The 25,715-nt window shown below is 55.1% G+C and carries 26 protein-coding genes and 1 tRNA gene; 3 read left to right on the forward strand and 24 right to left on the reverse strand.

Translation table 11 applies throughout. The annotated features are described in order from the left end of the window. Positions 1-88: 88 nt before the first annotated feature. The 10 genes from B2310_RS01325 to B2310_RS01370 all read right to left on the reverse strand — a co-directional run bounded on the left by B2310_RS01325 (position 89) and on the right by B2310_RS01370 (position 8,669). Positions 89-1,417 (reverse strand): TldD/PmbA family protein, encoded by a 1,329-nt coding sequence (locus B2310_RS01325; RefSeq protein WP_290728137.1) that lies wholly within the window; start codon positions 1,415-1,417, stop codon positions 89-91. Beyond that, positions 1,417-1,653, reverse strand: coding sequence for a helix-turn-helix transcriptional regulator (locus B2310_RS01330; RefSeq protein WP_173365455.1), 237 nt, complete (start codon positions 1,651-1,653; stop codon positions 1,417-1,419). The genes B2310_RS01325 and B2310_RS01330 overlap by 1 nt, the downstream gene beginning before the upstream one ends. Positions 1,654-1,661: 8 nt before the next feature. Then, positions 1,662-3,167 carry an alginate O-acetyltransferase AlgX-related protein gene (locus tag B2310_RS01335; protein ID WP_290728139.1) on the reverse strand — a complete coding sequence of 502 codons (1,506 nt, stop codon included), beginning with the start codon at positions 3,165-3,167 and terminating at the stop codon, positions 1,662-1,664. A gap of 189 nt (positions 3,168-3,356) precedes the next feature. Beyond that, positions 3,357-3,429 (reverse strand) — tRNA-Arg (locus B2310_RS01340). An 85-nt stretch (positions 3,430-3,514) separates the two neighbouring features. Continuing rightward, positions 3,515-5,053: a hypothetical protein gene (locus tag B2310_RS01345; RefSeq protein ID WP_290728141.1), complete on the reverse strand. Its 1,539-nt coding sequence runs from the start codon at positions 5,051-5,053 to the stop codon at positions 3,515-3,517. A 76-nt stretch (positions 5,054-5,129) separates the two neighbouring features. Further along, positions 5,130-5,456 carry a stress response translation initiation inhibitor YciH gene (locus B2310_RS01350; RefSeq protein WP_290727149.1) on the reverse strand — a complete coding sequence of 109 codons (327 nt, stop codon included), beginning with the start codon at positions 5,454-5,456 and terminating at the stop codon, positions 5,130-5,132. A gap of 2 nt (positions 5,457-5,458) precedes the next feature. Next, positions 5,459-5,641: a hypothetical protein gene (locus B2310_RS01355; protein WP_173365451.1), complete on the reverse strand. Its 183-nt coding sequence runs from the start codon at positions 5,639-5,641 to the stop codon at positions 5,459-5,461. Between the two features lie 36 nt (positions 5,642-5,677). Next, complete coding sequence (locus B2310_RS01360; protein WP_290728143.1) at positions 5,678-7,339, reverse strand: endo-1,4-beta-xylanase; 1,662 nt, start codon at positions 7,337-7,339, stop codon at positions 5,678-5,680. Between the two features lie 135 nt (positions 7,340-7,474). Continuing rightward, positions 7,475-7,936 (reverse strand): 23S rRNA (pseudouridine(1915)-N(3))-methyltransferase RlmH, encoded by a 462-nt coding sequence (locus tag B2310_RS01365; RefSeq protein ID WP_290728145.1) that lies wholly within the window; start codon positions 7,934-7,936, stop codon positions 7,475-7,477. Positions 7,937-7,940: 4 nt separating this feature from the next. Then, positions 7,941-8,669, reverse strand: a complete 729-nt coding sequence (locus B2310_RS01370) for a metallophosphoesterase family protein (protein WP_173365448.1) — start codon at positions 8,667-8,669, stop codon at positions 7,941-7,943. 38 nt (positions 8,670-8,707) lie between these two features. Between B2310_RS01370 and B2310_RS01375 the strand changes: the two genes are divergently transcribed. Further along, positions 8,708-9,301 (forward strand): FKBP-type peptidyl-prolyl cis-trans isomerase, encoded by a 594-nt coding sequence (locus tag B2310_RS01375; protein ID WP_290727145.1) that lies wholly within the window; start codon positions 8,708-8,710, stop codon positions 9,299-9,301. A 123-nt stretch (positions 9,302-9,424) separates the two neighbouring features. Here B2310_RS01375 and B2310_RS01380 read toward each other — a convergent pair whose 3' ends face one another. The 11 genes from B2310_RS01380 to B2310_RS01430 all read right to left on the reverse strand — a co-directional run bounded on the left by B2310_RS01380 (position 9,425) and on the right by B2310_RS01430 (position 20,477). Then, positions 9,425-10,063 (reverse strand): hypothetical protein, encoded by a 639-nt coding sequence (locus B2310_RS01380; RefSeq protein ID WP_290728147.1) that lies wholly within the window; start codon positions 10,061-10,063, stop codon positions 9,425-9,427. Positions 10,064-10,314: 251 nt separating this feature from the next. Next, the gene (locus B2310_RS01385) at positions 10,315-11,418 is read right to left on the reverse strand and encodes a glycosyltransferase family 4 protein (protein ID WP_290728149.1); all 1,104 of its coding nucleotides are present in this window, start codon (positions 11,416-11,418) and stop codon (positions 10,315-10,317) included. 47 nt (positions 11,419-11,465) lie between these two features. Next, positions 11,466-12,776, reverse strand: coding sequence for a pyridoxal phosphate-dependent aminotransferase (locus B2310_RS01390; protein ID WP_290728151.1), 1,311 nt, complete (start codon positions 12,774-12,776; stop codon positions 11,466-11,468). A gap of 31 nt (positions 12,777-12,807) precedes the next feature. Then, the gene (locus tag B2310_RS01395) at positions 12,808-13,749 is read right to left on the reverse strand and encodes a fibrobacter succinogenes major paralogous domain-containing protein (RefSeq protein WP_290728153.1); all 942 of its coding nucleotides are present in this window, start codon (positions 13,747-13,749) and stop codon (positions 12,808-12,810) included. Between the two features lie 143 nt (positions 13,750-13,892). Continuing rightward, complete coding sequence (locus tag B2310_RS01400; protein ID WP_290728155.1) at positions 13,893-14,807, reverse strand: fibrobacter succinogenes major paralogous domain-containing protein; 915 nt, start codon at positions 14,805-14,807, stop codon at positions 13,893-13,895. A 27-nt stretch (positions 14,808-14,834) separates the two neighbouring features. Next, a complete protein-coding gene (locus B2310_RS01405; RefSeq protein WP_290728157.1) occupies positions 14,835-15,173 on the reverse strand; it encodes a hypothetical protein in 339 nt (112 codons plus the stop codon). A 47-nt stretch (positions 15,174-15,220) separates the two neighbouring features. Further along, on the reverse strand, positions 15,221-16,792 hold the full coding sequence (leuA2, locus tag B2310_RS01410; protein WP_290728159.1) for a 2-isopropylmalate synthase LeuA2: 1,572 nt from the start codon (positions 16,790-16,792) through the stop codon (positions 15,221-15,223). Between the two features lie 257 nt (positions 16,793-17,049). Continuing rightward, positions 17,050-17,256, reverse strand: a complete 207-nt coding sequence (locus tag B2310_RS01415; protein WP_290727138.1) for a type II toxin-antitoxin system Phd/YefM family antitoxin — start codon at positions 17,254-17,256, stop codon at positions 17,050-17,052. Positions 17,257-17,264: 8 nt separating this feature from the next. Then, a complete protein-coding gene (locus tag B2310_RS01420; RefSeq protein ID WP_290728161.1) occupies positions 17,265-18,437 on the reverse strand; it encodes an OmpA family protein in 1,173 nt (390 codons plus the stop codon). Then, on the reverse strand, positions 18,437-18,832 hold the full coding sequence (locus B2310_RS01425) for a hypothetical protein (RefSeq protein ID WP_173381495.1): 396 nt from the start codon (positions 18,830-18,832) through the stop codon (positions 18,437-18,439). The genes B2310_RS01420 and B2310_RS01425 overlap by 1 nt, the downstream gene beginning before the upstream one ends. A gap of 79 nt (positions 18,833-18,911) precedes the next feature. Further along, on the reverse strand, positions 18,912-20,477 hold the full coding sequence (locus tag B2310_RS01430) for a peptide chain release factor 3 (protein WP_173381494.1): 1,566 nt from the start codon (positions 20,475-20,477) through the stop codon (positions 18,912-18,914). A gap of 117 nt (positions 20,478-20,594) precedes the next feature. On the opposite strand from B2310_RS01430, the gene dapA reads away from it, so the two are divergent. Next, entirely contained in the window at positions 20,595-21,551 is a 957-nt protein-coding gene (gene dapA, locus B2310_RS01435) for a 4-hydroxy-tetrahydrodipicolinate synthase (RefSeq protein WP_088638771.1), read from the forward strand. 8 nt (positions 21,552-21,559) lie between these two features. Then, positions 21,560-22,243 carry a hypothetical protein gene (locus B2310_RS01440; protein WP_290728164.1) on the forward strand — a complete coding sequence of 228 codons (684 nt, stop codon included), beginning with the start codon at positions 21,560-21,562 and terminating at the stop codon, positions 22,241-22,243. Between the two features lie 130 nt (positions 22,244-22,373). Here B2310_RS01440 and B2310_RS01445 read toward each other — a convergent pair whose 3' ends face one another. The 3 genes from B2310_RS01445 to B2310_RS01455 all read right to left on the reverse strand — a co-directional run bounded on the left by B2310_RS01445 (position 22,374) and on the right by B2310_RS01455 (position 25,679). Then, positions 22,374-23,303 (reverse strand): hypothetical protein, encoded by a 930-nt coding sequence (locus tag B2310_RS01445; RefSeq protein WP_290728166.1) that lies wholly within the window; start codon positions 23,301-23,303, stop codon positions 22,374-22,376. Between the two features lie 72 nt (positions 23,304-23,375). Further along, positions 23,376-24,638, reverse strand: coding sequence for a CsgG/HfaB family protein (locus B2310_RS01450; protein WP_173381491.1), 1,263 nt, complete (start codon positions 24,636-24,638; stop codon positions 23,376-23,378). Between the two features lie 15 nt (positions 24,639-24,653). After that, positions 24,654-25,679, reverse strand: a complete 1,026-nt coding sequence (locus B2310_RS01455; RefSeq protein ID WP_290728168.1) for a hypothetical protein — start codon at positions 25,677-25,679, stop codon at positions 24,654-24,656. Between the last annotated feature and the right edge of the window lie 36 nt (positions 25,680-25,715).

The raw sequence follows: 25,715 nt of genomic DNA on the forward strand, positions 1-25,715 counted from the left end.
CGGGGACCAAAACCAATAATCCATACTTTCAAGAATTTGCATACGAGAGTAAATTTAAAAAATTAAACCGACAATCCAAAACGATAATCTAGCAGCTAACCGCCAGTTCCGAAATGGCGAGAGCGGGGACCTTGATTCCGGAGAAACGGTCATAATACTCGTTCCCGACACCAACGACATTCTGGATGATGTCGAAGAAGTTCCCGGAAAGCGTCACCCCGTCAACCGGATGCTGAACGACGCCATTTTCGCACCAGAACCCGTGAGCCCCTATGCTGAGCTCGCCGGAAACGGCGCTGCAGCCGGATCCACCTTCGAGCCGCACGACCAGAAGGCACTTCGGGAACATCTTGAGAAGTTCCGCCGTCGAGGCCTCACCCGCAGGGACAAACATGTTCCAAAAAGTCGTGCCCATCTTGGAACCAAAACCGCGCGCAGCGTTCCCGGTCGAAGACCGACCCGCCTTGGCTGCGGTTTCAAGATTGTAGAGGGCCTCGTTAAAAATACCATTCTTCACGACTTCCACACGGCGCGTGAGCGAGCCTTCGGAATCGAAGTAGACCTTGTTGCAGAAGTTTTCGGAATTCGGATCGCTCCACAGAGAAAACTTGTCCGAAGCAATTTTCAAGCCCTCCTTGTCCGCAAGGCGCGAAGTTCCCTTCTGCATGGATTCCGCAATAAACGGAGACGCATACATGTTCATAAAGCGTCCCGCAATACGTTCCGAGAACACGACCGGAATCTTGCCGCCTTCTATCTTTTTTGCCCCGAAAAGTTCCGTTGCATATGTCGCGGCCCTGTCGGCGATTTCCTTCATCGAGATTTCGTTCCAGTCGCGGCTACTCTTTACGAAATTGCCAAGCTTGCTTATGCCGTCGCGTATGGCTACAGCCCCCGCCCCGACCGAAACCGAATTATCCCTGTCGGTGTAGAAAAGTCCGTTGCTGTTCGCCACTATCGAGATTTCGCGGTTCAAGTCCGCCCCCAGATAAGGGATGTTCACGATTTCCTTGGAACGTGCAAATGTTTCCTTTTCCAGTTCAATACAGAAATCCTTGAGCTCTGCGAGCGAAAGCTTTTCGAGCGCAGGATTGTAGTTTGGGTTTCCTTCTGGAATCTTGGCGGGCGAAGGAAGCTTGATATTCACGGGCTCGGTCCATTGCGTATGACAGACGGCATCCCTGATGGTCTGCGCAATCGCCTCTTTCGTGAGGCGTTCGGTATGCGCGTAGCCGGGGCGACCATCCTTAATCACGCGGAGGCCAAGCCCTACGGAATCGGAAATTTCGGTATTCTGCACCTGCCCCTGGAAAACGGACAAGCCTTCGGAATGCGAATTCGAAGCGATAATGTCAAACTGTTCCGCCTCGCCCATCGCGAGATCGCACATACAAGAAACGGCATCGGTAATATTCATTATGCATTCCTCTTTGCTTTAGACGCAAGCATGCGCCAGTAGGCCGCAGGGCTACCCGTCACGGATTCGAGCGATTCGGCAAGTTCGCGGGTGATTTCCACCGTTCCCGCAATCAAGCCTTCAAGCGTTTCCATCGGCACCCCGATGCGGCGCGCGAATTCGGCCTTGTCCATCTTGAGCCATTCGATACCTTCCAGAATAGCCTGCCCCGGAGTGGGGGTTCCATGCCTTGCCATAAAGACCTCTATAATTCCACGTCTTTCCAACCTTCCGCACCGAAGCGGAGGTCGCGTTCCACGAATTCCCAAATTAACAATTTCTTGCCCTTGAGTACGCCTGCCTTGCGGGCAAGTTTCTCGCGCACCAAGGTCGAAGCGCCGCCATCGCTCACAATGCTCGCTACCGGGCGGTTCATATTCTTCGCAAAGTGCGCAATCCATCCGGCGTTCACCGGCGAATCGGTCTGGTAAATGCGGCTGAAACTGTCTCCGAGAATCAAAATCTTTGCCTTGCGGAAATCGTCCTTGAAGGGGATATGTGAAGAATCGGAAACCACATGCCCGATCACCTTCTGCACTTTGAACACGCCGAACTTGTTGAGTCCGCTCATCTCGCCAATATCACCCATGCGGTCGGCAACGGAATCAGATGCGACGTATTCCATAGACGGTTCGCCAATATCTACGATGCCCGCGTCCGCCATCTCGCGCACCTTGCCCGCAATCACGCCTGCCGCAAGTTCAGCTCCGCGCGGAGTCCAGTGAGTATCGTCGTTCAGGTAGAGCGGCCCGAGTTTTGCGTCGCCAGCCTTCGCGGCAAGGAGCGGCGTGTACAAGTCCACCGTATTTAGCCCGAGGCGAGCGAGCGAATCGAGCATCGACTTGCCGTGGCCTGTGCTGTTAAAGCCTGCGACCGGGGATGCGCCGGTCAGCCTTTCGGGATAGATGCTCGGCTTGCCCGGAGTAATCACCACCAGGAGTTCCACGCCCTTCGCCTTCAGCTGGTCGCGGAATTTTTCAATCGCTGTAATCGGGTTATCCAGTTTTGCACTGCGCACATCCAGCGGGGACGGCTGCACCAAGAATTCCACGTCCTGCCGGTAGAATAGCCAGCGGTCTTCCCCCGCACCGAGAACCACCTTCTCGCCCGGATCGTTAAAGATATTCCACACCGCGAGCTGGTAACGCGGGCGCACCGCAAGCACCAGCGCATTCTCGTCTTCAACCTTCTTCTCGAAAGCCCGCAGGTAGCGGCTCGTCCATACGCCGTAATGCTTGACACCCGAAATTGCCCGCACAACCGAGAAATGCCCGAACTCGCCCACCACCGCCTTGAGAGTCGAATCGACGACCTTGAAACTTTCGGGCTCATCCTCGAGGCTTGCCAGCAGCGTGTCCGCCTGCTTGAGCAACTTGTAGCCCGCCTCCGCGGTATCGAGCGACGCATACGCGTTGACGGTCAGCGCGACCGCCTCCAAATCCGAAAGCGCACCGATGACCGGTTCCAAAGCGTCCGCGGTTTCCGAACCAGCAGCAATGGATTCACGGGCGGTCCTCCAGGTGCTATCGAGCCTTGCCGAAAGCATCTCCATGCGCGACTCGCGCACAAACGGCGTATAAAGAACATCCTTGAAAATATCGAAAGAAACAAACCGTTTATCGCCACGCAAATCCACAACGGTCTGCACCGTAAACGGCAGCAGCAACAACAAAGCAAATAGAACTACGATAACGAGATAAACTTTCTTCACGATGTAAAGTTAGAAAAAAAATTTGCGAGATCCCCACCATGGTGGCCACGCGCACTAAAGAGCATAGCTCTAAGTGCTGTCCGCCCGCCTTCTCCCCAAAGAGGATAACTCTACTATGGCAACAAGTTGCCAAGTATCGTATAGCGGGGATGACAACAAAAACGCTGGTGGAATCATCCACCAGCGTAATACCCGGTCCGCGACTCGAACGCGGAGCTCATCCTTAGGAGGGACGCGTTTTATCCTGTTAAACTAACCAGGCATGCAACCTTCAGGCCTTGCGGTCTTTCAAGTTCGCGACAAATATAACTAAAAGCGCCCGTTTTGTCATCGGGGCGAAAGTCCGCCTAGTAAGCGTGGTCGCAGTCCACGTTCTCCTTGCCCTTGATTCCGTTCGCACATTCGATAAGGCCCTGGAGTTCGCCGTTGCGGAACGTGCCCCAGCTCTTTTTGTCCTGTTTCTCGGTCAAGCAAACCTTGTTGGTCGTTTCGGGATCGATTCCCTCAACCCCGTTTACCGGAATCCATTCATAGCAAGTTTCCTTGACGGTAAAGGTCATGTACTTGCCATCGAGTTTACCGTCGCGGTAGTTGCCGAAGGAGTATCCGAGGTCGTTCGGGCCATTGAGCTTGCCCTTCTTGTAATCGATGGTCACCTTGTCCTTGGGCTTGTTTTTCTCGCGCTCTTCCTTCATCTTGTTGAAGGCTTCCATGGCCTCTTCCTTGTCTTTCTTCTTCTTGATCTTGGAAATGCGCTTCAGTTCCTTCTTGTCGGCAGCTTCAATCGCCTTCACGTCTTCGACAAACGGGTAGTGGACCACGACCCTGCCATGAATCGTGTTATCCCAGTAGGGGATTTCGGCCATGAGGAAGCCCTTGTGCGAAAACATGTTGACTACGCCATGTACAGCGCCCTTGCGGTAAGGCACTTCGAGATGGAGGAAGTAATACTTTTCAAGCTTCTTATGGAGTTTCTTGTCGGTCACGCTAAGGTTGTCCATCGCGCTGTAGCGGTAGAACTTGGCCGTACCGTTCTTGACTCCGTGGACATAGTCCACCGTATAGAGGACCTTGCCAAAATCCTTGCCCTGACGCGCCGGGAGCGTAAGGTCGTTGCCGTAACCCGTCTCGCGGCCGTGGAACTTGCCTTCGGCATCCACGTGCATCACGTTCTCGATGTAGCCGTTCACGAGGAATCCCGACCATTCGTTTCCGTCCTTGCAGCGCACATCGCTATAGTCGGGGAAACTCCCGATGGATTCGGGCAGCAGCTTTTCGGGGAGCCCGGAGATGCTGAAAACCCCCTTCTTGTCCCAGTCCAGAAAACGTTCCGTCCCCGGGCGTTCATGATACTGGAAAAAGCAGAGGACGCTATCGGAACGGTCCTTGCGTTCATCGAGATACTTGCCGAAATCGGTAAGATTGGAATCCTCCCCCTTCTTCGCCTTTTTCTTGGACTCGGGGAATTTTTGAGCGATTGCATCATGGACCTTGCCGCCATCCTTGAAGTCGGACAGCTTGAAGCTGCTGTTGTTCAGGTGGTCGACGCAGAGGTCGAGACTCTTGTTGTAGGTCTCGCTCGTATCGCTACAGTCCTTCGCACGGCAGGGATAAATTTCGAACGGCGGCAGGTCCCAGACCTTGTTCACCTTCGTGAGCACTTCGCCCTCCTGCCAGTCCTCGCCTTCGGTATCCTCGACATTGAAGCAACCGCAAATCCACGCATCGCCATAGGTCTTGATTCCAAGGCGCTGGATTTCGTCCGCATTCACGTGCGCGACGTTCTCCATCCAGCAGTCAAAATACTTCGAGCTGAATTGTTGTGCCTGTGCCGCAGCGACAACCGCAGCCAGGGCAACACAAACTTTTAAAAAGGTCTTTGTCATCTTTTAATTCCTTTACAGGAATAAAATATAGACAACTTTCCCCGAAAAAGAGCAAAGCAGAGCAAAAACAGCGTGTTTAGCCACCGGAGAGCTTGACCGTAAAGCCCTTTTTCTCCAGTTCTGTTTTCAAAATATTACGTTTGTCGCCCTGGATTTCGATGTTGAAGTCCTTCACGGAGCCTCCGACACCGCATTTTTGCTTGAGACCGCGCGCCAGATCCTTGAGTTCGTCTTCATCGAGCGGAATTCCGGAGACGACGCTTGCCATCTTGCCGCCCCCGAGGCGCTTTAACTGAATGCGCACGACGCCGTCGCCCTGCGGGCGCTCGACCTTCGGCTTTTCTTCCTTGACGCGGCCGACCCCGGTCGCAAAAACAAGCGTGGAACGTTCTTCGATAGACATGGCTACTCCTTGTCCGAAGATTTACGGTTCATGACAAAAGCAACCAGGAGCCCGACAAGAACGTAGAGCGCCACCGCCGAAACAAGGGCCAGGATATCGGAACCAGTCTTGTCGGAAACCTTGATAAACAGGAAAACCGAGCAGGGCATGGCGAGCAGAAAGAGAATGCCGGGAAGATGCTTCATGCCCCACAATATAGTTTTTCCGCAAATGAAGCGATGTCACTTCACTTCCAAATCGAACGTCTTGCCGTCGGCAGTTACCTTGTACCTGCCCTTGAACCCGCGGAACTTCGCGACACCGTCCGCACCGGCCTTCACCGTCGCCTCGGTAGTCCACACCTTGTGCCACAGGTCATAGACACGCTTGGCGGCTGGTTTTTCGCGACCGTCAGCGGCGACGATGCCTCCGTTCTTGACCCAGTGGCGGTTGTCCCAGAATCCCCAGAGCACAATTCCGTTGATAGCGGGGTGGCTAAACGCAGTACGGATGAAGGTCTCGAACTTTTCGGCCTGCACTTCTTCGGGGTCATTCATGCCTACCTGCCAGTCGCCTACGTCAAATTCGGTCACTTTGATCGGAAGCCCGAGGCTCGCAAGCTTGTCGAGACGTTCCTTGATGAGACCCGGCACAACCGGACGCAGGCCAAAATGGCACTGCACGCCGATTCCATGGACAGGGACCTTACGGGCGAGCATTCCCTTGATGAGGCTCACGTAGCGGTCCGTCTCCCCCGCCGCGACGACATTATACTCGTTGATGTAGAGTTTCGCGTCCGGGTCGGCACGGTGCGCCCAGACAAACGCACTGTCAAGGATGCCCCAGCCGCAAGTATTGAACGTGTAGGATTCATGCAGAGGTTCGTTCCACACGTCATATTCCGTAATTTTCCCCTTGTATTCCTTGAGGTCGCGCTCGATACGGGCCTTGAGGAACTTCGCGAAATCCTTGCACTGTTTCGCATTCTTGGGGTTGGAGTAGTGCTTGTCGAAACCATAGCCCTGGTGGCCCCACATGAGCGCATGTCCACGCAGCTTCCAGCCGTTTTCCCTGGTGAAATCCACGTAGCGGTACATCTCGTCCTTCAGAATCTTGCCCTTCTTGGGTTCGTATTCCGGCCACTTGAACTGGTTCTCGCTCACCGCATGCCAAAAGAGCTTTTTCGCTTCGCCCTTGTACCAGTTCTCGATGCTGTCACTCTTGTCGCTCGTGGTAATGTTGAGGGCGGTTCCGAACGGGAACGCATGTTCGACAAGCTTTACGGACACCTGGGAACCGGGAGCCGCCTTCACCGTGAAGTCCGCCTTGCGCAGGCTGTCGATGCGGGTTTCCGCATTATTGTACCAGGCCGTATCCATGGCCTCGGACTTCTCGATTTCCACATCGTCCATCTGCAGCCAGCCCTTTTGCAGGCCTACATGGAACGTCACATTGTTGAGGCCATAACCCTTCTGGTCGGCAAGGAAGGTCATCGAGAACGTCTGCCACTTGTCGGTAAGCTGGAAGCTCCCGCTTTCTTTTTGACGATAGTCGGGCGGCCCGCCCTGCACCACCGCATTGATAGGCATGTTGCCCTTCGCCTTGAAGGTGAGCGTGTAATAGGCTGAATCGGCCAGCCACTGGGGCGGCTGCAGCTGGAGTCCCCACCAAATTTTAGGAAGATCCTTCACCACCACCTTAACGCCCTGCGAGCCGTCGAATCCAAGGCCGGGCTTGGCAAGCTGCATCTCAACCTTCGCCGGACCGTCGGGATTGTTCCACAGGTACCAGCCCCCGTCTCCATATTCCATATCGCCGTTGCTCAGCACGTTCTTCGCCATCGAGGGCGCAGCGAGAAAAGCGGCAGAGAGAGCCAGGGCAGCCGCAGTCTTCGAAAAATCCATAGTAAACCTCTTTTTTAGCACAATATAGATTGTGGAAACCAACGTTCACCCTATAAAATGCCTTTTTTCGTTTACAAGAAAAAACAGAAGTGTTTTATAAAAATATCAAAGTGTAGCAAGTGTATCAAGCCCGTATCATCGGTGATGGTACGGGTGGTTCTGCATCACCATCTGCACGCGGTAGAGCTGTTCTGCCATAATCACACGGGCATGGTCGTGCGTGAACGTCAGAGGCGAAAGCGACAACAGCAGGTCCGCCGTCTTTTTCAGGCTCTCGTCGATCCCGTAGGCGGACCCAATCAAGAACACGATATTGCCCGAGAAGCGGTCACGGAGCGTGTCCGAAAGCTTTACCGTATCCATAAGCTTGCCCTCTTCGGAAAGGATGACGCGGCGGTATTCCGACTTCGGGAACTTTTTCTCGAATAGCGCGGCCTCCTGCGCAAGCGACTGCACGCGGTCATCGAGTTTTGATTCCCTGAGTTCCACGACCTCGAGCGGGAACATGCCACCGCGCAGGCGCTTCACGTATTTTTCAACCTCGTCGGCGATAAACGGCGAACCGGCCTTACCGAAAACAGCGAGGACCCATTTCATGGAGCTAGCGACCCACGCTCAGACGGTCGATGAGGAAGCTCGGCATTCCCGCCTTGCGCATGCGTTCCTGCGTCTGGAACACATCGTATTCTACGCGGATGAGCCTCACACACTTGGTCTCGGTATCGAGAAGGCACCAGCAGGCGCGGCAGTCGCGGTCGCGCGGTTGCCCGACACTTCCCACGTTTACGAGCAAACGCTCCGTATTCACGATGGTGTATTCGTACTCGTCCAAAATCTTGGGGATGGCCATCGGGCGGCTCGCGACAATCACAGGGCTGTGCGTGTGGCCAATAAAGCAGTAGGTGCCACGAAAATGGTCAAACGCCTCAAGCGCCTCCTCGAGGTCGGTCACGTAGACCCAGTCCGCAGGCGAAAGCGGAGAGGCGTGCACGAACGTGATGTCATTTTCTTCACGGATATAAGGAAGCGCCTTCAAGTAATCCGCCGATTCTTCGCTCAGGTGCGCCTGTGTCCAGTCGATTGCCTGTTTCGCATAAGGGTTGAACCCGACGCTCGACTCGTACTTGATGGCCACGCTATCGTGATTTCCGATAAGGCAGATATCCATGTTTTCGCGAGCGAGTTTTACACATTCGTCAGGGTCTGCACCGTAGCCCACCAGGTCGCCCAGGCAGACGCGCCTTTCGACCCCGTTTTCTTCCATGGACTGAAGCACCGCCTCGAACGCCGTCGCGTTGGAATGAATGTCAGAGCAAATTCCGTAAAGCATGGCAGCAATGTAGCAAAAAAATCTATATTTGCGCGCGTATGGAAGTTATCGAAGACAGGACAAAGGTCAGTATCGCCTATGTACTCAAGGAAAAGGGACGTATTCTCGAAGAAATTCCCGCCTCCTACCCCTTTGTCTACATTCACGGGTACAACAACATCATCCCGGGGCTCGAATCCGCTCTTGCCGGTCGAAAGCTCGGAGAAAGGTTTTCTGTCGACATTCCCGCAAACCTCGGGTACGGCCCCTACCGCGACGACCTCATCATGAAGGTGCCCAAGGCAGAACTCCAGGACGTGGGTGAACTCTGGCTCGGGATGGAGCTCGAGATGTTCATGGACAACGACATCCGCGAATTCCAGTTGCCCGATACCGCCGACGAATTCGTTGAAGACCTCAACCTCGACAGCGACGAAAGCGACGGCATCTTCATCGTCAAGGAAATCTACCGCGATTCCGTACTCGTAGACGGGAACCACCCCTTTGCGGGCAAGGACCTCACCTTCGAGGTGGAGGTCGTCTCCATCGAAGAACCGAGCTTCACGGAACTCGAATCGGGATTCCCGGACGACGACGATTATGAAGACGGCTACGACGACGGCTACAGCGACCGCTACGACGAAAAATTCTAACGCGCAGGCCCGCAGGCGCCTGTAGCCTACACCACCGTATTTCGCACAAACTAAAAATCCCCCGGTCTAGGACCAGGGGACTTTTTTCAAGCTTTTCGCCTGTTGTGCGCTTGGCTACCGCGATTATGCTTCGTCAGCGAGCTCAGGGAGCTTCTTAATCACGTTGCGACGGCCATAGCGGACCTTGTTCGGGTCGAACTCGGTCGGAGTGGCAATCACCGGAGCTTCGGCGGCTGCGGGAGCGGCCACAGGAGCTTCGACAGCCGGAGCGGCAGGGGCAGCCGGAGTTTCAACCGGGATGCGCGGAGCGAGCGGACGGCGGGCTTCGGTTGCAACGGGAGCGGCAGTTTCGGCGGCCGGAGCCTGGACGGCCTCGGCAGGAGCTGCGGCTTCGGCAGCCGGCTTGTTGAATTCACGACGCGGACGGTCGGGACGGCCTTCACGGCGGTCACGGCGCGGGCCACGGTCGGAGCGCTGTTCGTTGCGGTCACGGTTCTGGGCGGGCTGGGCCTGCTTGTCACCGCGAGCTTCCTTGTTGTTCTGACGATCCTTGCCATGGTCCTTGTTGTTGCGGTCACCGCGCTGAGCCATGTCCTGTGCGCTTACGGGGCGACGGGAATTCGGCTTCAAGTTCATGTCCGGGGTGAGCTTTTTAACAATCGGAGTATGGAGATTGTCGAGAACCTTGTTAACCTTAGTCAGGATAACGATGCTCAGAATCACTGCGACGAGCGACAGAGCAATTGCGATGTATGTTTCCATCTGGGCACCTCATAAATAAGGGTTAAGCCACAACGGAAGGCTGGAAAAGACCCGCCGTAGGGGTGATTGCGAGTGTGTGTAGTTTAGGGCCATCTTAATAGCGCTTCTAGGGAAGCTTGACGGCCAGGGGCTCCTATCCAGCGGACTTGAGTCCGACTCAGGAATCTGGAGCAGGGCGGTTTTCGCCGCAGCGATGAACCGCAGGGGGCAATCACGGGCGGAAATTTAACAAAATTTTGTGTCAAAAAACGTTATACAAACGCTTTTTCAACAACTTTTTCCATTTTTTCGGCCATTGCGTCCCAACTCATGGTCAGGGCACGCTCGCGGGCGTTCTTTTCGAGTTCGGCAAGGCGGGCCTTGTCATGCAGAACGGCCGCGGCCTTCTCGCAGAAGCCTTCGGGATCGTCATTCTCGTACAGGAGGCCGGTCACGCCGTCCACCACCGAATCCTTGAGGCCAGCGACGTTGTTGCTCATCGAGATCGTTCCGCAGAGGTTCGCCTCGATGTTGTTGATGCCCCAGCCTTCCTTGAACGAGGGGTTTATGAAAAGGGAGGAGCGGCTCAGGAGGTCGCGCTTTTCGTCTTCGGATACGCGTCCGAGGAACTTCACGGAATCACGCACGCCAAGCTTATCGACCAACTTTTCGAGTTCGGCGCGGTAGTCCCCGCCACCCGCGACCTCAAGTACGACGCCCGGCACCAGTTCGCGGAGGCGCGGCATGGCGTTGATCACGAACTGCGCGTTCTTGTACTTCATGAGGCGGCCCACGTAAGAAATCACCGGAGGGTCAGCCTTGGGTTGTGTCGGATGGAAGTACACCGTATCGATGCCCGGCTCCACCACCTCGGTCCACCTGGGCTTGATTCCCATGTCGGCAATCTCGTCGGCGGTGCTCTGCGAAATCGCGAGGAAGTTCTCGCCCTTGTAGAAGAGCGCCACCGCACGTTCCATCAAGTACACGTACAGCGCCATCGGGAAGAACGTCTCGCGGAAAATCGACTTGCGGAAAAAGTGCATCACCATGTGGAGGCGCTTGACCTTCGTGTTGCACGGCGTGAAGAACGGAATCTTGTTCAGGTCCTCCACGATGAGGTCGTATTCGTGCTGGTGCTTGCGGGCATAGCGGTGCGCTGTGTAGTTGAACAGGAACTTGTTGCCCGTGCGGATGGTGCGCATGCCGTCGACCACCTCTTCGTCGGGCAGGCCCTTCACGCTATGCGAAAGGACAGTCACCTCATAGTTGCGAGCGTTGATGCGCTTGAAAATCTCGTGAAAGTACAGTTCGGCGCCACCCGCTTCCGGGTTCTTGATGTCGCGCCAGTTGATAAGCAAAATCTTTTTCTTTTCCACGTTACGACCTGTTCAATTTCCGCGTGTAATATACAAATTTTCAGGTACTAGGAATCCGCAAGCGAGCGCATCCTCGCTACTGCTTCCTTAAACAGCGCCGGTTCCTGCAGGAGCGAGATAACCACCCAGCCATCTTCGTCAAAGTCGAAGAAGAACCCGGGCTGCACCAGCACGTGCTTTTCGCGGAGTAAACGGAGTGTGAGTTCCTCGTCGTCTTCGCCCAGGCGGATAACCGCATACCAGCCGCCGAGGACCTCGGGGCAGTACTTGGACGGGAAGGCTTCACGAAGGGTCTGCCAGTTCTGCAAAAGGCGTCCCTTGACGCGCGATTCGTAGGCGGCGGACTGCTTGAGGAGCGCGAAGCCGAGAGCCTGTGCCGGGGCAGATACGCTCAGGTAGGCGTCTTCCACGAATTCGAGTGCCGCGCGGATTTCTTCAAAGCGTTCGCGGGGCGCGTAGAAAGCCATCCAGCCGAGCTTGAGCTGCGGGGAACCCACGGCCTTGCTTAAGCCGTTCAGCCAGAATATGGGGCACTTGGGGCCGTCTTCGGGAAGGTTAATGAAGTCGCCGCCACCGGCATCCCAAAGAGACTCTCGCCCACAGTCATTCCCGCGAAGGCGGGAATCTCTCTTTCCGCCAAACACATATTCCCAACTACGGCGGACCTCCGGCGAAAAACCGTAATCACCGAAGACTTCGTCCACCACAAGAATCATGTCGTTTTCTTCGCAAAAGCGAACCGCCGCATTCCATTCTTCGCGGGAAACGCAGTGCCCCGTCGGGTTATGCGGCGAAACGAGCAGCAGGATTTTCGCCTTTTCCGGCGCAGCCAGCAAGCTATCAGTATCGAGTATGAATCGAAAATCCACGCCCGATGTCATCCCCGCGCAGGCGGGGATCTTTTTTTTATTCTCCCGTTTAAGACTTAAAAAGTACGGTGCACATTCCAGATGTTCCAGCTGGGCAAGCGTATCGAGCAGCGGATAGCCCGGCATCGGCGTGAGGATTACATCGCCCGGATCGCAGAATGTCTTGAACAAAACAGAGTATGCTTCGCTCGTACTAGCAGTCAGAATAATCTGGCCTGCGGTAAAGTTACCGCCGCGTTCGCGATAGTACTCCACCACCGCCTCGCGTGCAGACTTCCACCCCGCCGCATCCGGATTCCAGCAACCGAAATCCTTGCGCGTCTCCTCCACCGCCGCATTCAAGTCTATCGGCAAGCCAGCCTTGACCGGGCTGCTTACCGTCATGTCGATAAACGGGAGCGCGTTTGAGCCTGCACATTCCGCACACACATCGGCCTTCGCGCGTTCCAATTCGGCAAAGAACGGCGACGGGGAAAGATCTTTAGGCAAGCGGGAAGAAAGCATAGGAAGTGATTAATAGCTAGTCCTTAAGGCAACGAATACTCTTTCGATTATACATTCTAGAGTCGAACAGCGAAGCCTTAAAATACGCACCTGTCAGCCCCATTACACCAGCACAACCAGGAGTTTCATCAGACTCCGAAGAACTCCAGAAGGAGGCATCATCACCATATTCCCATTCCCCCAACAAAGACTGTTTGCTTACAGGCAATGCCGTGAACCCATATTCATCCGTTCCGTTTCCACTAGGAACAAAACAAAAAATCGAATCATTACAGGGGATGTACCATCCGCCATATTCGCTAGCGTTCCAGCCACTCGTTGATTTTAACACCATTCCTGCCATGGAACCTGCGGTATCCAACTGATTACCTCTAAAACTCGTGTCAACCACAGCTCGAAGCAAAATCCACCATTCATCCCTTGTAGGCAAATGCCAACCTTCGGGGCAAATGCCCTGTACGGGGTAAGTCGGCGAACATTCATGCTCATGCCCGCAACCCTCACCATTCGTACTGAAAACGGCGGCGCTATCCATCGCCTCCGCCCATGTATAGAAGCGCCCGTACTCAACGCAATTGGAATCGGCGTCTCCAAAGCAAACGCTGTTCCCCGTTTCGAAGTTCAGGTTTTGCGCCATCCAGACCTGGTCACCAATTTTTACGGTCTTGTAAGTTTGACCATCACGATCGTCAGTCAAGGATCCATATTCGCAAGTATCCGTGCTATCCGTCTTGCAAGGTGGCGTCGTCGGATTCATTTCGGGTAGCGAATCTGCCATATATTGCAGTGCCGCTGGAAGGGTATCCCATGCCCAAACGGAAGATGACGAATATCCGTTGTCGTCAGCGACACTGGAAGACGAATCGTCAACATCCGTAGACGAACCGTTATCGCCGCAAGCGGAGAAAAGCGCCGTCAAGAAGATGCCGGTTCCAAGAAGCAAAAGACTTTTTTTCACAAAATCCTCCTTTTTTCCGTAAATATACAATAAGTTCACTACTGAGCGTTACTTTATTCCGACAATGGAACAAATAGCTAGACAGAACACAAAAAACGGCGACGGAGAAAGATCTTTAGGCAAACGGGAAGAGAGCATCAAGTTTAGTCCTTTAAGCAACGGACCGATTTCGCAGAGTTGGCATCATCTTTGTCAGCAGTACCAAAACCCATATAAAAATTGACATACATATAGTAGGCGTTATCAGTAGAAGACCCCTCATCATATGGAGTAGAACTCCAGAAAAGCGCATTGCTGCCCAAGTCCTCATACTTTTCATCGAAATAGCCTACGGGCAGAACAGTGAACCCGTAGGAGTCTGTACACCCAGCACCGCAGTCGCGCCATTCATCGACCGCCATCAATTTTTTCTTTGCAACATCATTATCGTCATAACCGCCTACGGATTCATAAAGAACCATGAATTCAGCCCTTGTAGGCACATGCCAACCCTGAGGGCAAACACCCTGCACCCTCTCAGCGGGATTGCAATCGTGAATATACCCGCATCCTATGCCGTCATCGCTATAAATAGCGGCACTGTCCATCGCTGCGCCCCATAAATACAAGCGACCATATTTTTCACAATTCAAAGCATCGTCATCGTAGCAAAAACTGGAGGAATCTCGAGTTTCGGTCGGCTGCAGGTAGGCAAAATTCAAGTTCTCGGCCATCCACCACTGGTCACCGATTTTTACGGTCTTGTAGGATTGCCCATCACGTTCGTCAACCAGGGTTCCGTATTCGCAATCATCAAAGTACTCGTCTCTACAAGGTTCCGCGTAAGCCACGCTTATACTGCTGCTGGAGCGAGCGCTGCTAGACCTCACGCTCGAAGAATACCTGTCCGAAGACGAGGATGATTGGGCGGAAGATGACGAAACATCCGAAGACTCCGTGTCAGAGCGCGTCAGGAAGACATCGCTTCCATCGTCTCCGCAAGCGACAAGCATTGTGCAAGCAAAAGCCCCGACTAGGGCCAGCAACTTCCACGAAGACAACCTTGAAACCGACTTCATTTTTTCTCCTCCTCTTTACAAAAAAAACTACTTCTTACGGCGCAGGAAGCCAGCCAACGCCACCGCGATGAGGATGCCCGCAGGGAGCACGACCGCGATGGTCAACAGGATGAGCTTCTGGAAATCAGAAAGTCCCTTCAGCGATTTCTTGAAATCCTTGAGTTTGGCAAGCAGCCCGGGCTTCTTGCCCGGAGTTGCTTCGCCGGATTCCTCGCCCAAATCTTCGGAACCCGCGAAGGCCTCCCCCTTCGGGATCATCGCGAGCAACTTCGACGCCGATTCCCTGACAGGCCCGACAAAGCCTTCCAGCTTACCGCGGTACTTGTTGTAGCGCTTCTTGAACGGGCGCTTGAGTTGTTCGAGCATGTGGATTTCCTTTTCTTAAAAGATCCCCGCCTTCGCGGGGATGACAATTAGGCCTTCTTGTACAGGAGGTTCACGCCGCCGAAGAGGGCGCGCATGTTGGCCTTGAGCGTATCGCTACTGACGCCGCGGCCTTCGACCTCAACATCGCCCGCCTTCAGGAGCATGCGGCTAAGCCCGCGGCCAGCCCACAACTTGTCCTTTTCAGGTACCACAAGCTGGCGGTACTTCACGAGTTCCACCGGCATGCCGATTTCGCGCATGAGCATGAGGGCGGCCTCGATCGGGCCTTCTGCCGTAATGGACCTCACCAGCGGTTCGCCGTCCTTCTTGAAGTGGAAAATGAAGCGGTTCTCGTCGGGGATAACCTCGATGTTGTTGAACACCAGGCGGCCGTTCACGTTCACGCGCTGCTCGCGGAACACGTCCAGCACGCGCTCGGCGCTGAGTTCGCCTTCCTTTTCGCTGTAGGACTTCAGGATCGGCTGCAGTTCGGCGGCTTCGGCGAGCGTCATCTTGTAGCCGAACTTCGTGATAATCTCGTACACGGCGGTGCGGCCGCTCTGGCTCGTGAAGCTCAGGGCGTCGTTCTGGTGGCGGCCGATGATGGAGTAGTCGATCGGGCGGTAGGCGCCCTTCTTCATGTCCTTCGTCTTGGAGGCGCCATCCTGGTGGATGCCGCTACGGTGCACGATGGCTTCGGCGCCAATCAGCGGGGCGCGGCTGTAGATGTTGATGCCGGACCACTGGGAAATCAAGATGGCCGTCTCGTAGATGCGTTCCATGTGCAGGCCGGTCTGTACGCCGGAGTTGTGCAGCGCGACCGCAACTTCGTAAAAATTCGTGTTGCCGCAGCGTTCGCCCAAGCCGTTCAGCGCGACTTCCAGCTGGGTTGCCCCCACGAAGAAACTTTCGACGGTGGCGGCCGTCGCCATGCCAAGGTCATTATGGCAGTGCACCGAAATCGTGACGTCCTTCGGGAGCGCCTCGTACACCTGCTTAATCTGGTTCACATACAGGAACGGACGGTAGCGTTCCACCGTATTCGGCAGGTTGATGGTCGTCGCACCGGCTTCGACCACGGCCTTCAGCACGTCAATCACGAAATCCATGTTTTCGAGACAGTCACCGAAATGCTCGGCGCTGAATTCCACATCGCCCTTGCTACCTACGAGCGACTTTGCAAACTTCACGCAATGCACCGCCTTCTCCTTGACCTGTTCGGGGGTCAGGTGCAGCACGTACTCCATCGAGAGCGGGCTTGTGGCGAGGAAGGTATGAATACGCGGGTGCGGAGCGTACTGCACCGCTTCCCAGCAGCGCTGGATATCGCTTTCCACACAGCGGGCCAGGCCCGAAACCACGATGCGCTTTGCGACTTCGTCGCCTTCTTCAGCCATCTTGGCGGTCAGCTGGGCAAGTTCCTTGCACGATTCAAAGTCCATCTCGCTCGAAGCCGGGAAGCCGACTTCGGCACCCTGCACGCCGAGCTTCAAGAGCTGCAGGTATACGTCCTTCTTCTGGGCGTTGTTCCAGGGCTTCGGGAGCGCCTGGTTGCCGTCACGCAGGGTGACATCGTAAAAGAAAGGTTGTCTTTCAATCGTGTTCTTATTTTCGCTCATTTTTCATCTCCTTGCCGACTTCCATGCGCCGCAAAGTTCCTTTTCCTGTTCAAAAATAGCATTTTGCCATAAAAAAGAACCCGCTTCGTCACGGAAGCGGGCCCTTTAAGTTAATTCCTATTTAAAACGAAATAGCCTAAAACCTCGCTCCGTGCGCGATACCAAGTAGAAGTCGAAGGTTAAGGTTCTTTCTCATGCCATAGAATATACAAAGTTTTGGGCTACGTGGCAAGGGGTCGCTTCAAGACGCCCGCGATCTAACGTTCCTCCCAGATGCCGTTCGGGAGCTTGCCGATATCGCGAAAGTCCAGTTCACCGCCGGAACGCGAAGATGAAACGTTCACGAGACGCGCAAGCGGCTTGCCCGCACGTTCAATCACGATTTCTTCTTGCGAGAGCGAGACCTGGTTCAGCAAGTTGCCGAAGTTTTGCCTCGCCTCCATGGCGGTGACTGTCTTTGCCATACGGAACCTTACTTCTTTGCAGGTTCAGCGGCCGGAGCGGCACCTTCAGCAGGTGCGGCGGGTTCAGCCACAGGTTCAGCATTCTGCAGGGCCTTGTCCTGAATGACGAGGTCCACGCGGCGATTCTTCTGGCGACCTTCCTTCGTCTTGTTGTCGGCAATGGGCATGGTCATCCCGAGCCCCTTGGCGGTAAGGCGGCCTGCGTCGATGCCCTGTTCCACGAGGAAGTTCTTCACGTTGTCGGCACGCTGCTGCGAGAGCTTCATGTTATGCTCGGCAGAACCCGTGTTGTCCGTGTTACCTTCGATGGAGACATTGAACTGCTGGTACACGGAGAGGATTCCCGCCACCTTCGCGAGGCTCGTCTTGAGATCAGCCTTGAGGGAAGCCTTGTTCACGTCGAACAGGATGTCGGACATGGAAAGGATAATACCACGGGCGTCCTTCGTCACCTGGATGAGCTTGGACTGGAGTTCGTTCAGCTTGTTCATGGCTTCGGCCTGGCGGGCTTCGGCCTTCGCGCGCTCCTCGGCAAGGGCCTTCTTCTCAGCTTCAAGCTGTTGCTGCAAGGCAGCCTGCTGCTTCTGGAGATTGGCTTCGCGCTCGCTGGCAGCCTTGAGGGCGGCTTCCTTGGCGGCAGCTTCAGCCTGGAACTTTTCCTGATTCTGCTGCATTTCGGCCTGGAGGCGGGCTTCCTGGTCCTTCATCTTGGCCTTTTCAGCCTCGAGGTCGTTTACCTTACCACTACGGGCCTGGCCAATCTGTTCCTGGATGGCTTCAATGGAGCGCGCTGTCGCTGCACGCTTTTCCCAGTTCTCGGCGGTATGGTTGCGGAGAGCCTGCGTTTCGGCCTGGACCGCAGCAATTTTCGCCGTCATGTCGCATTTGTTCGCAAGAGCCTTTACGCCATCGGATTCGGGGTCATCATTGAACGCCGCTTCCAGGTCGGCGAGAGTAGCCTTTGCGGCTGCGAGAGAATACTTTGCAGAAACGGCATTTGCGGGAACATCCTTGGACGCCGCATCGATAGACGCCTTGCACGCCTCAACGGCATTCGGTTCTGCAGCGGGGGCTTCGGCCGCAGGGGCTTCAACAGCAGGAGCCTCGGCCATGGCTTCTTCGGCAGCAAAGCAAGCGGATGCCACCAGGGCAGTAATAACAAACAGATTCCTTGTCTTCATTACTTCGCCTCCGCCTTTTTCGTTTCCTGGTCAAGGATGTTCTGGTAGATGAGCTTGCGTTCGACATCGCCACGAAGTTCCTTCTCGACGCGTTCATCTTCCTTCTTTGCCGCATCGCGCTCGGCCGTCGCAACGGCAAGCCTGTATTCAAGGGCACTCTGTTCGGCAAGGGCGGCAGCCTGCTCGTCTTCTCCACTTGCCTGCAAGGCCTTTGCGGAATCGAGTTTCGCATTTGTCGATTCGACCTGTGCGGGATCCGCTTTCGCCTCCTCGGCAATCGCCTTATTGGCAGATGCATATTCAATCGACCGTGTCGCATTTACGCTTCCGGCACAACCAGACAGCAGGGCAACCGCCGTAACGGCTACACCCGCTGCAAAAAATCTCAATTTCATAGAGAACTCCTTTATTTAAACCAATCACCCAACAATATAGTAAAGAACAGCGGCTCTAGACCACCGGAACCCGCAAGGGTTAACCCTGCGACGTCTCGGCAAACTTCAAATTCTCGTAGTTCTTCATCGCGAGGTTCAGACGATACTCGTTCGGGAAGAGGCACACGAGGTTCCTTTCCTTGTCCATCATGCAGTCCATCGCGTATTCCTCGGCGAACTTGCCCACGTCCTTCTCGGGGCCAGAAACCCAGCGGATTCCGTGGGCAGGCACGCGGTCCAGCGAGACGTCGGCGCCGTATTCACTCTGCAGGCGGAACTTGAGCACGTCGAACTGCAGCTCGCCCACCACGCCGATAACCGGAATCGCGGACTTGAGCGGTTCGTACAACTGCGTTGCGCCTTCTTCGCTCAATTCGGCAAGGCCCTTCGCCATCTGCTTCGACTTGAGCGGGTTCAACAAAGTAACGCGGGCGAAGTGTTCCGGAGCGAAGTCAGGAATGCCCGTGAAGTTCATCTTCTCGCCGTCCGTGAGCGTGTCGCCGATGCGGAACAGTCCCGGGTCGTTGATACCCACGATGTCGCCCGCCCAGGCGTGGTCGATGACTTCCTTGTCCTTCGCGAGGAACGCCGTCGGGGCGGCCAGGCGGATTTCGCGACCGGTACGCACGTGAAAAACCTTCTCCCCGCGGGTAAAGCTTCCCGAACAAATTCGCAGGAAGGCCGTGCGATCGCGGTGCTTGGGGTCCATGTTGGCCTGAATCTTGAACACAAATGCGCTGAAGGCATCCTCGTCGGGGCTCACGGGGCGCTTGTCGGTCTCGCGCACCATCGGGGGCGGCGCGAGCTTCGCAAAAGCGTTCAGCAACTGGCGCACACCGAAGTTGTTCACGGCAGAACCGAAGAACACGGGGCACATCTCGCCCTTCAGGAACTTCTCGTGGTCGAACGGGTCCATGCCGCCCGTGACCATCTCGTATTCTTCCTTGAACTGGTTTACCCAGTTCTCGCCGCACATTTCCACGAGGCGCGGATCGTCCGGGCCTTCCATCTGGATGATTTCCTGATGGCCTTCTTCCTTGTTGAAGGTATGGAACGTATTCTCAGCGATGGAATACACGCCCTTGAAAAGCTTGCCCACGCCAATCGGGAGCGTAAACGGAGCCGTCTTGATGTGCAGAACGTTTTCAATCTGGTCGAGCAGGTCGAGCACATGGCGACCATCGAGGTCCATCTTGTTGATGAACGTGATAATCGGGGTGTGGCGCATGCGGCACACGTCCATGAGCTTGATGGTCTGCTTTTCCACGCCGTTCACGCTGTCGATAAGCACGAGGGCCGCATCCACGGCGGTCAGGGCGCGGTAGGTATCTTCACAGAAGTCCTGGTGCCCCGGGGTATCGACGAGGTTGAACATGCAGCCTTCGAACGGGAAGTTCAACACGGAACTCGAAACCGAAATACCGCGCTGCTGCTCGATCTTCATCCAGTCACTCACGGTGTAGCTGCGGTTCGCCTTGGCGCGAACGTGACCCGCCTCGCGGATGACGTTCCCGTACCACAGGAACTTTTCGGTGATGGTGGTCTTACCCGCGTCGGGGTGGCTTACGATGGCGAAAGTGCGGCGTTTCTCAATTTCTGCGTTCATGGTTCAAAAGCCCGTTATTGTAATCAGGCGACAAATATAGTTTTTTTCGCGGCCATCCATATCAAAAACAAAATAGCTTTTGCCGCGACTCTCGCCTTTTAGTATATTTAAGGCACTATGCAGATTACTAACGCTTCTCAACTTACCGGTGTTTTCCCCGCGTTGTTCACCCCGCTCAAGAACGACGATCCCAAGAACCTTCGCAACTCCATCGACTACAAGAAGATGGGACAGATGATCGACGACGTGATTGCAAACGGCGCAAGTGGCGTGCTCCCTGCCGTGACCACGGGTCAGAGTGCGACGGTCTCTCCGCAGCAGCACCTCGATGTCATCAAGTTTACGCTCGACTACGTGGACGGCCGCGTGCCCGTGATTGCCGGTGCCGGTTCCAACTGCACCCGCGAATCCATCGAAATGATCGAGAACGTGCAGAAGATTGCCCCGGTGGCAGTCCTCTGCGTGACTGGCTACTACAACAACCCGCCGCAGGAAGGCCTCCTGAAGCACTACCGCACGCTCAGCAGCGAGACGGGTGCCAAAATCGTTATCTACAACGTTCCGGGCCGCACCTCCAGCTACGTGCATCCCGACACCCTCATCGAGCTTGCCGAAGACAAGAACATCATCGGCCTCAAGCAGGCTGTTGAATTCGGCTTTGGCGAAAAATTCCACGAAGACACGATGCGCGTCATCAAGGAAACGAAGGGCAAGGACTTCGCCGTGATGAGCGGTGAAGACGGCTTGTTCGCCGACCTCCTCGAAATGGGCGGCACGGGCCTCATCAGCGCTTCGGGCAACATCCCCGAGGCCACGAAGACCTTCGTAGAACTCTACAAGGCTTTCCAGGCCGGCGACAAGGAGAAGGCGCACAACCTGCAGAAGGACGCACGCGACTTCATCGACATCACGTTCTGCCGCAAGAACCCGATTCCTCTCGGCACGCTGTTCAACAGCCCGCTGTTCCAGCCGCTCGTGAGCGTGAAGGACACGGCCAACGGCGCCGACGCTGTCGCCCGCATCATGAAGCTTATCGAAGAAAAGGCCCCGAGCCTCAAGAAGTATCACGTATAGGAGGCCCCATGGCTAAGATTCAGAAATCCATTACTGACGAAATCTGCGACTACCTCAAGAAGCAGAAGCTCTCCCCCATTCCCGTCCAGACCCTGAACGAGGAAGCAGAATCGACCCGCTACTTCGGCGGCGACCTCAAGGAATTCATTGCCGCGGCCAAGACGCTCGGCGCAAAGGGAATCTTCGTGGAAGAACTCTACCTCGAAGACGACGAGTTCTACTACGACAGCGGCATGGACGACGAAGAGTACATGGCGCTCTACGGCAACGAGAACGTGGAATGCAAGTGCTGCGGCGAAGACTGCAAGTGCAAGAAGGGCAAGAAGGCGAAGGACGACGACAGCGATGTCGACGCCGTGTACTTTGAACCCGAGGACCTCGACGGACTCGACCTCACGCTGTTGAAGCCGCAGATGGCGAAGTTCCTCGACCGCATCGGCGAAGCCTGCGGTGCACGCCTCACAGTTCCGGGCGTCGACCACCTCGAAGTGGAAATCTTCGCTGACTGGTACGACGAATTCGCCGAACTCGTGGACGAAGCTTCCGAAGCCATCGAAATCGACCCGACCGACGCTCTCCGTCAGGCACAGGCTGTCTACGAAGCCGAAGAGAAGGCTGCAAAGGCCGCAACCGCCAAGGCCAAGGGCACAAAGAAGATTGCCGCGCACCCGCCCAAGAAGAACAAGAAGTAAGCGGCCGCTTCAAGGCAAATATTTACACCCTCGCCCTCGCGAGGGTGTTTTTTATTGCAGCAATAACCATCGCAACAGCAAACGAAAAGGCCCCGCCGAAGCGGAGCCGAATTCCTGAATCGTTAGCCGATTACTTGAACCAGGGGTTCATGTAGAACTGGATCTGCCAGGACTTGGCGGAGCTTTCTTCGTAACCAGAATTGGTGAATATGTCATCAAGCTTGATGTAAGGCAGGAAGTCGATGATGACGCGGACACCAACATCGGTATAGAACTTGCCGACATCGATCGTGGTACCGCCACCGATGACAATCGAAGCCACGAAGGACTGGGCATCGAAGTAATTGTAGATCCACTTGTCTTTCATCATCGCTTCCGTCATGCCTGTCACTTCCGTGCCGTCTTCGTCGGAGAAGCTGATGCCCGTGCCGAGGTTGAGTTCCAACTGCAGACCGGCTTCGGCATAGATGGTCGGGGTGAAGTTGTAACGGGCAAGCACCGGAACCTGGAGACCAAAGACAAAGGCATCCAAGGTCACGTCGCTGTCGTAGGAATATCCATAGCTATCATAGATGCTGAACCGACCGAGGTTGGCCATGTAGAAGCGAATGTCGATGTTCGCTTCGGCAATCAAGCTGAGGTTGTTGTTGAAGTGGTAGTTCAAAGATCCACCGAACTCCATTGCGCCACCGAAGAGGTCTCCACCGTAGTCATCGCAGGAGCCCGGAATATTGGGAATGCAAACTTCCGTGCTGAAGAAGCCGCTAAAACCGACACCGACATTCCAGCCGAGGTTGTAGGGCTTATCGAAAACGGAGCCGCCTTCGCCTTCGGTGCGGCTGGTCTTCTTGCTCTCGTCGTCCATGCTCTTGTATTCGACGTCAGAACCGGAATTGTCGGAGGTCGATTCGTCGCTGCTACCCATGTCAGTATAGCCGTCTTCAGACGCCGGTGCGGATTCAGAAGAACCGTAGTCCTCGCCGTAGTCATAGTCATCCTGAGCAAATGCCGTCGCGCTAACAAGGCTTGCGGCAGCAAGGAACAGGAACATCTTCTTCATAATGATCTCTCCTTAAAGGGGGGGTATTGTTGTTGAATGTAAAATTTAGAAAAAGGTTGTTCGGAACCAATGTTACTTTTTGAATTCTTTCGTAAATTTCGCAATCTCGTTCACGGACTTGCGCGCGAAGTCGATTGTCATCTGGTCGTTCATCTCGCTGCAAGCGCGGAGCGTAATCGTCGTATGCTTGCACACCGGCTTGTACGCTTCAGGCGCACCCGTGCAACCGGCAACGATTCCCGACGAGAGCACGCCCACGCGAATGTCTGACTTTTTCTTGATTTCACCCGTCGCGAAATCGAGAATCTGGATAAAGCCGGAGGTCGAAGCCTTCTTGGTCAGGGAGTCGATAACGATGTGCGCATAGACCGTCTTGTAGTCGGGCACGTTGTAGCAACGGCGCTTGCCGCTCTTCAGAGTTTCACATTCCTGGTGGCTGCCATACTGGACGCGCGCGGTGTTTTCTTTCTCTTCGCGGTCGCGTTCCACGTCGCGTTCATCATCGGAACAGACGTGCTTCTCGATGGAACCCGCGATGAGGTATTCGGCACTGCGGAGCTTGCCCATCATCTCCTCGCCTTCGCTATCCTGGAAGTCTGCCGAAGAACTCAGGTTCTGTTCGTCGAGCAGGCGATCGAGGTCGGCTCGCGTGAGGAACAGCAGGAACTCGGAAGCTTCCTTGTTCTTCTGGAGTTCCGAAATAAGGGCTGCGTCCATGCGGCCACTGTAGTCGTTCTTGAACGGGTCCACGACCACACGTACGGTTCCGCGCTTCTTGCATTCCGCATAGAGCCTCTTGGAATCCTCGTAATCATCGTGGTAGGTAAACGCCTTGCGGAAATGGATGGCGGCCTGCTGCTGGTCGGACTTGTTACGGCCGTTCATCTTTTCGAGACCCGCAGCATAGTGCGAAGCAGCGGCACTATCCTTTGCAACCTTAAGATCCCTCGGGTTGAAGTCCACGCTCAACTTGATTTTCTCGTTGCGGCGGGCTATCAGCTTGATCTGCTTTGCGTATTCCGCCTTCTGTTCTTCCATGTGAACAATCTTGTCCCAGCGCTTCGGGTTCGGGTCATCGCGCTTCTTGAACATCGCAATCGTGTCGTTCTTCGCAGAAACCACATCGTCAAACGTCTTGTTGAGGAAGTCAATAGCAGGCTGATAGTCGGGCTTGATTTTCAAGGACTTGAGAGCCTCTTCGATAGCCTTGTCGTCCTTGCCATCATTATATGCCTTCTGGGCACGGTTGAAAGCATCAACGTGCGGACCTGTCGCGGCGCAAGATATGAGAGCAAATGTGGCTGCAGAGAGCAGGGCTAGCCATGTCTTTTTCATTCTGAGGATTCTCCGTTATTTTAGGAATTCAAATACAATCTTGCCTTCGTCGTCGTTCGGACCCTCGAAGGACTTTTCGTCGAAGCCGGGCTTGTCGCCAATCGCTTCAAGAATCGCCATGCCGAGGTCGCTCTTGGAGCCCCTGAACGTCACGGCGTAGGTCACGATATCCTTTTGAGGCTGCGACTGCGAGTTGAGCGTCGCGATACCCTTGAGAGCCTTTTCAAACGGCATCCTCTGGCTGCGGGCCGACTTCATGTTGCGAAGCTCGACCGTATACTGCGAGCCATTGTCCGCAGCGCTAATCCAGGCTTCCAGAACCTGTTCGGAAAGGTTGCGGGCAGCGACGACAGCAGCCTTGTTGATCCCGCCGTTACGGGCAACTTCCATGGTAGATGCGACCGTGTGCACCGCATTGGAGAACGTGGCTACAATCTCACCGGAATTCACATTGACCACTTCGACGCCAATCTGCAGCGAAGCCTTGATCTTGTTGCCCGATGCGCGTTGGTAGCTGATGACCGCCACTTCGCCACGGGCCACGAAATTCACGCCCTCCTTCTCGGCAAGCTTGCGAACGGCAGCACGATCCGAAGGATCCACCCCCGTCTTGGCAAGCGAGGGCGCAAGCGCGATGTTGCGAGCGAGATCGGAAGCCTTCACGTTGAACTGCTGCTTCACGAACTGCTGCTGGAACTTGTCAACAATCTGGGCGTCAGGAATCTTCTTCCAGATATTTTCGGTAAAGACTCCAATCGTGACATCGGTCTGGGTACGATTGTTCGTCTCGATATCGGTCCTGGAGCCGTCGAATCCATCCTCGGAAGCTTCCTCGCGGGAGCCCTGGACCTTGGTATCCTGGGTTGTCGTCTTGGAAATGGCGATTCCCTTCTTTTCCCACGTGGTGAGAACGAACGCAATGGAAGGACGATTCTTCTGGACCTGGCCGTATCCGCCGCCCGTGAGATCGTAGGCAAAGCCTGCAACAGCGAAAACGAGCGTCGCCAGCAACGCCAGGAAACAAGTCGATATTTTTTTCATACACGCCTCTTTCGAAAAGGGTATAAAGCTATTCTG

The sequence above is a fragment of the Fibrobacter sp. UBA3629 genome, from assembly GCF_002374005.1.
Lineage (GTDB): Bacteria > Fibrobacterota > Fibrobacteria > Fibrobacterales > Fibrobacteraceae > Fibrobacter.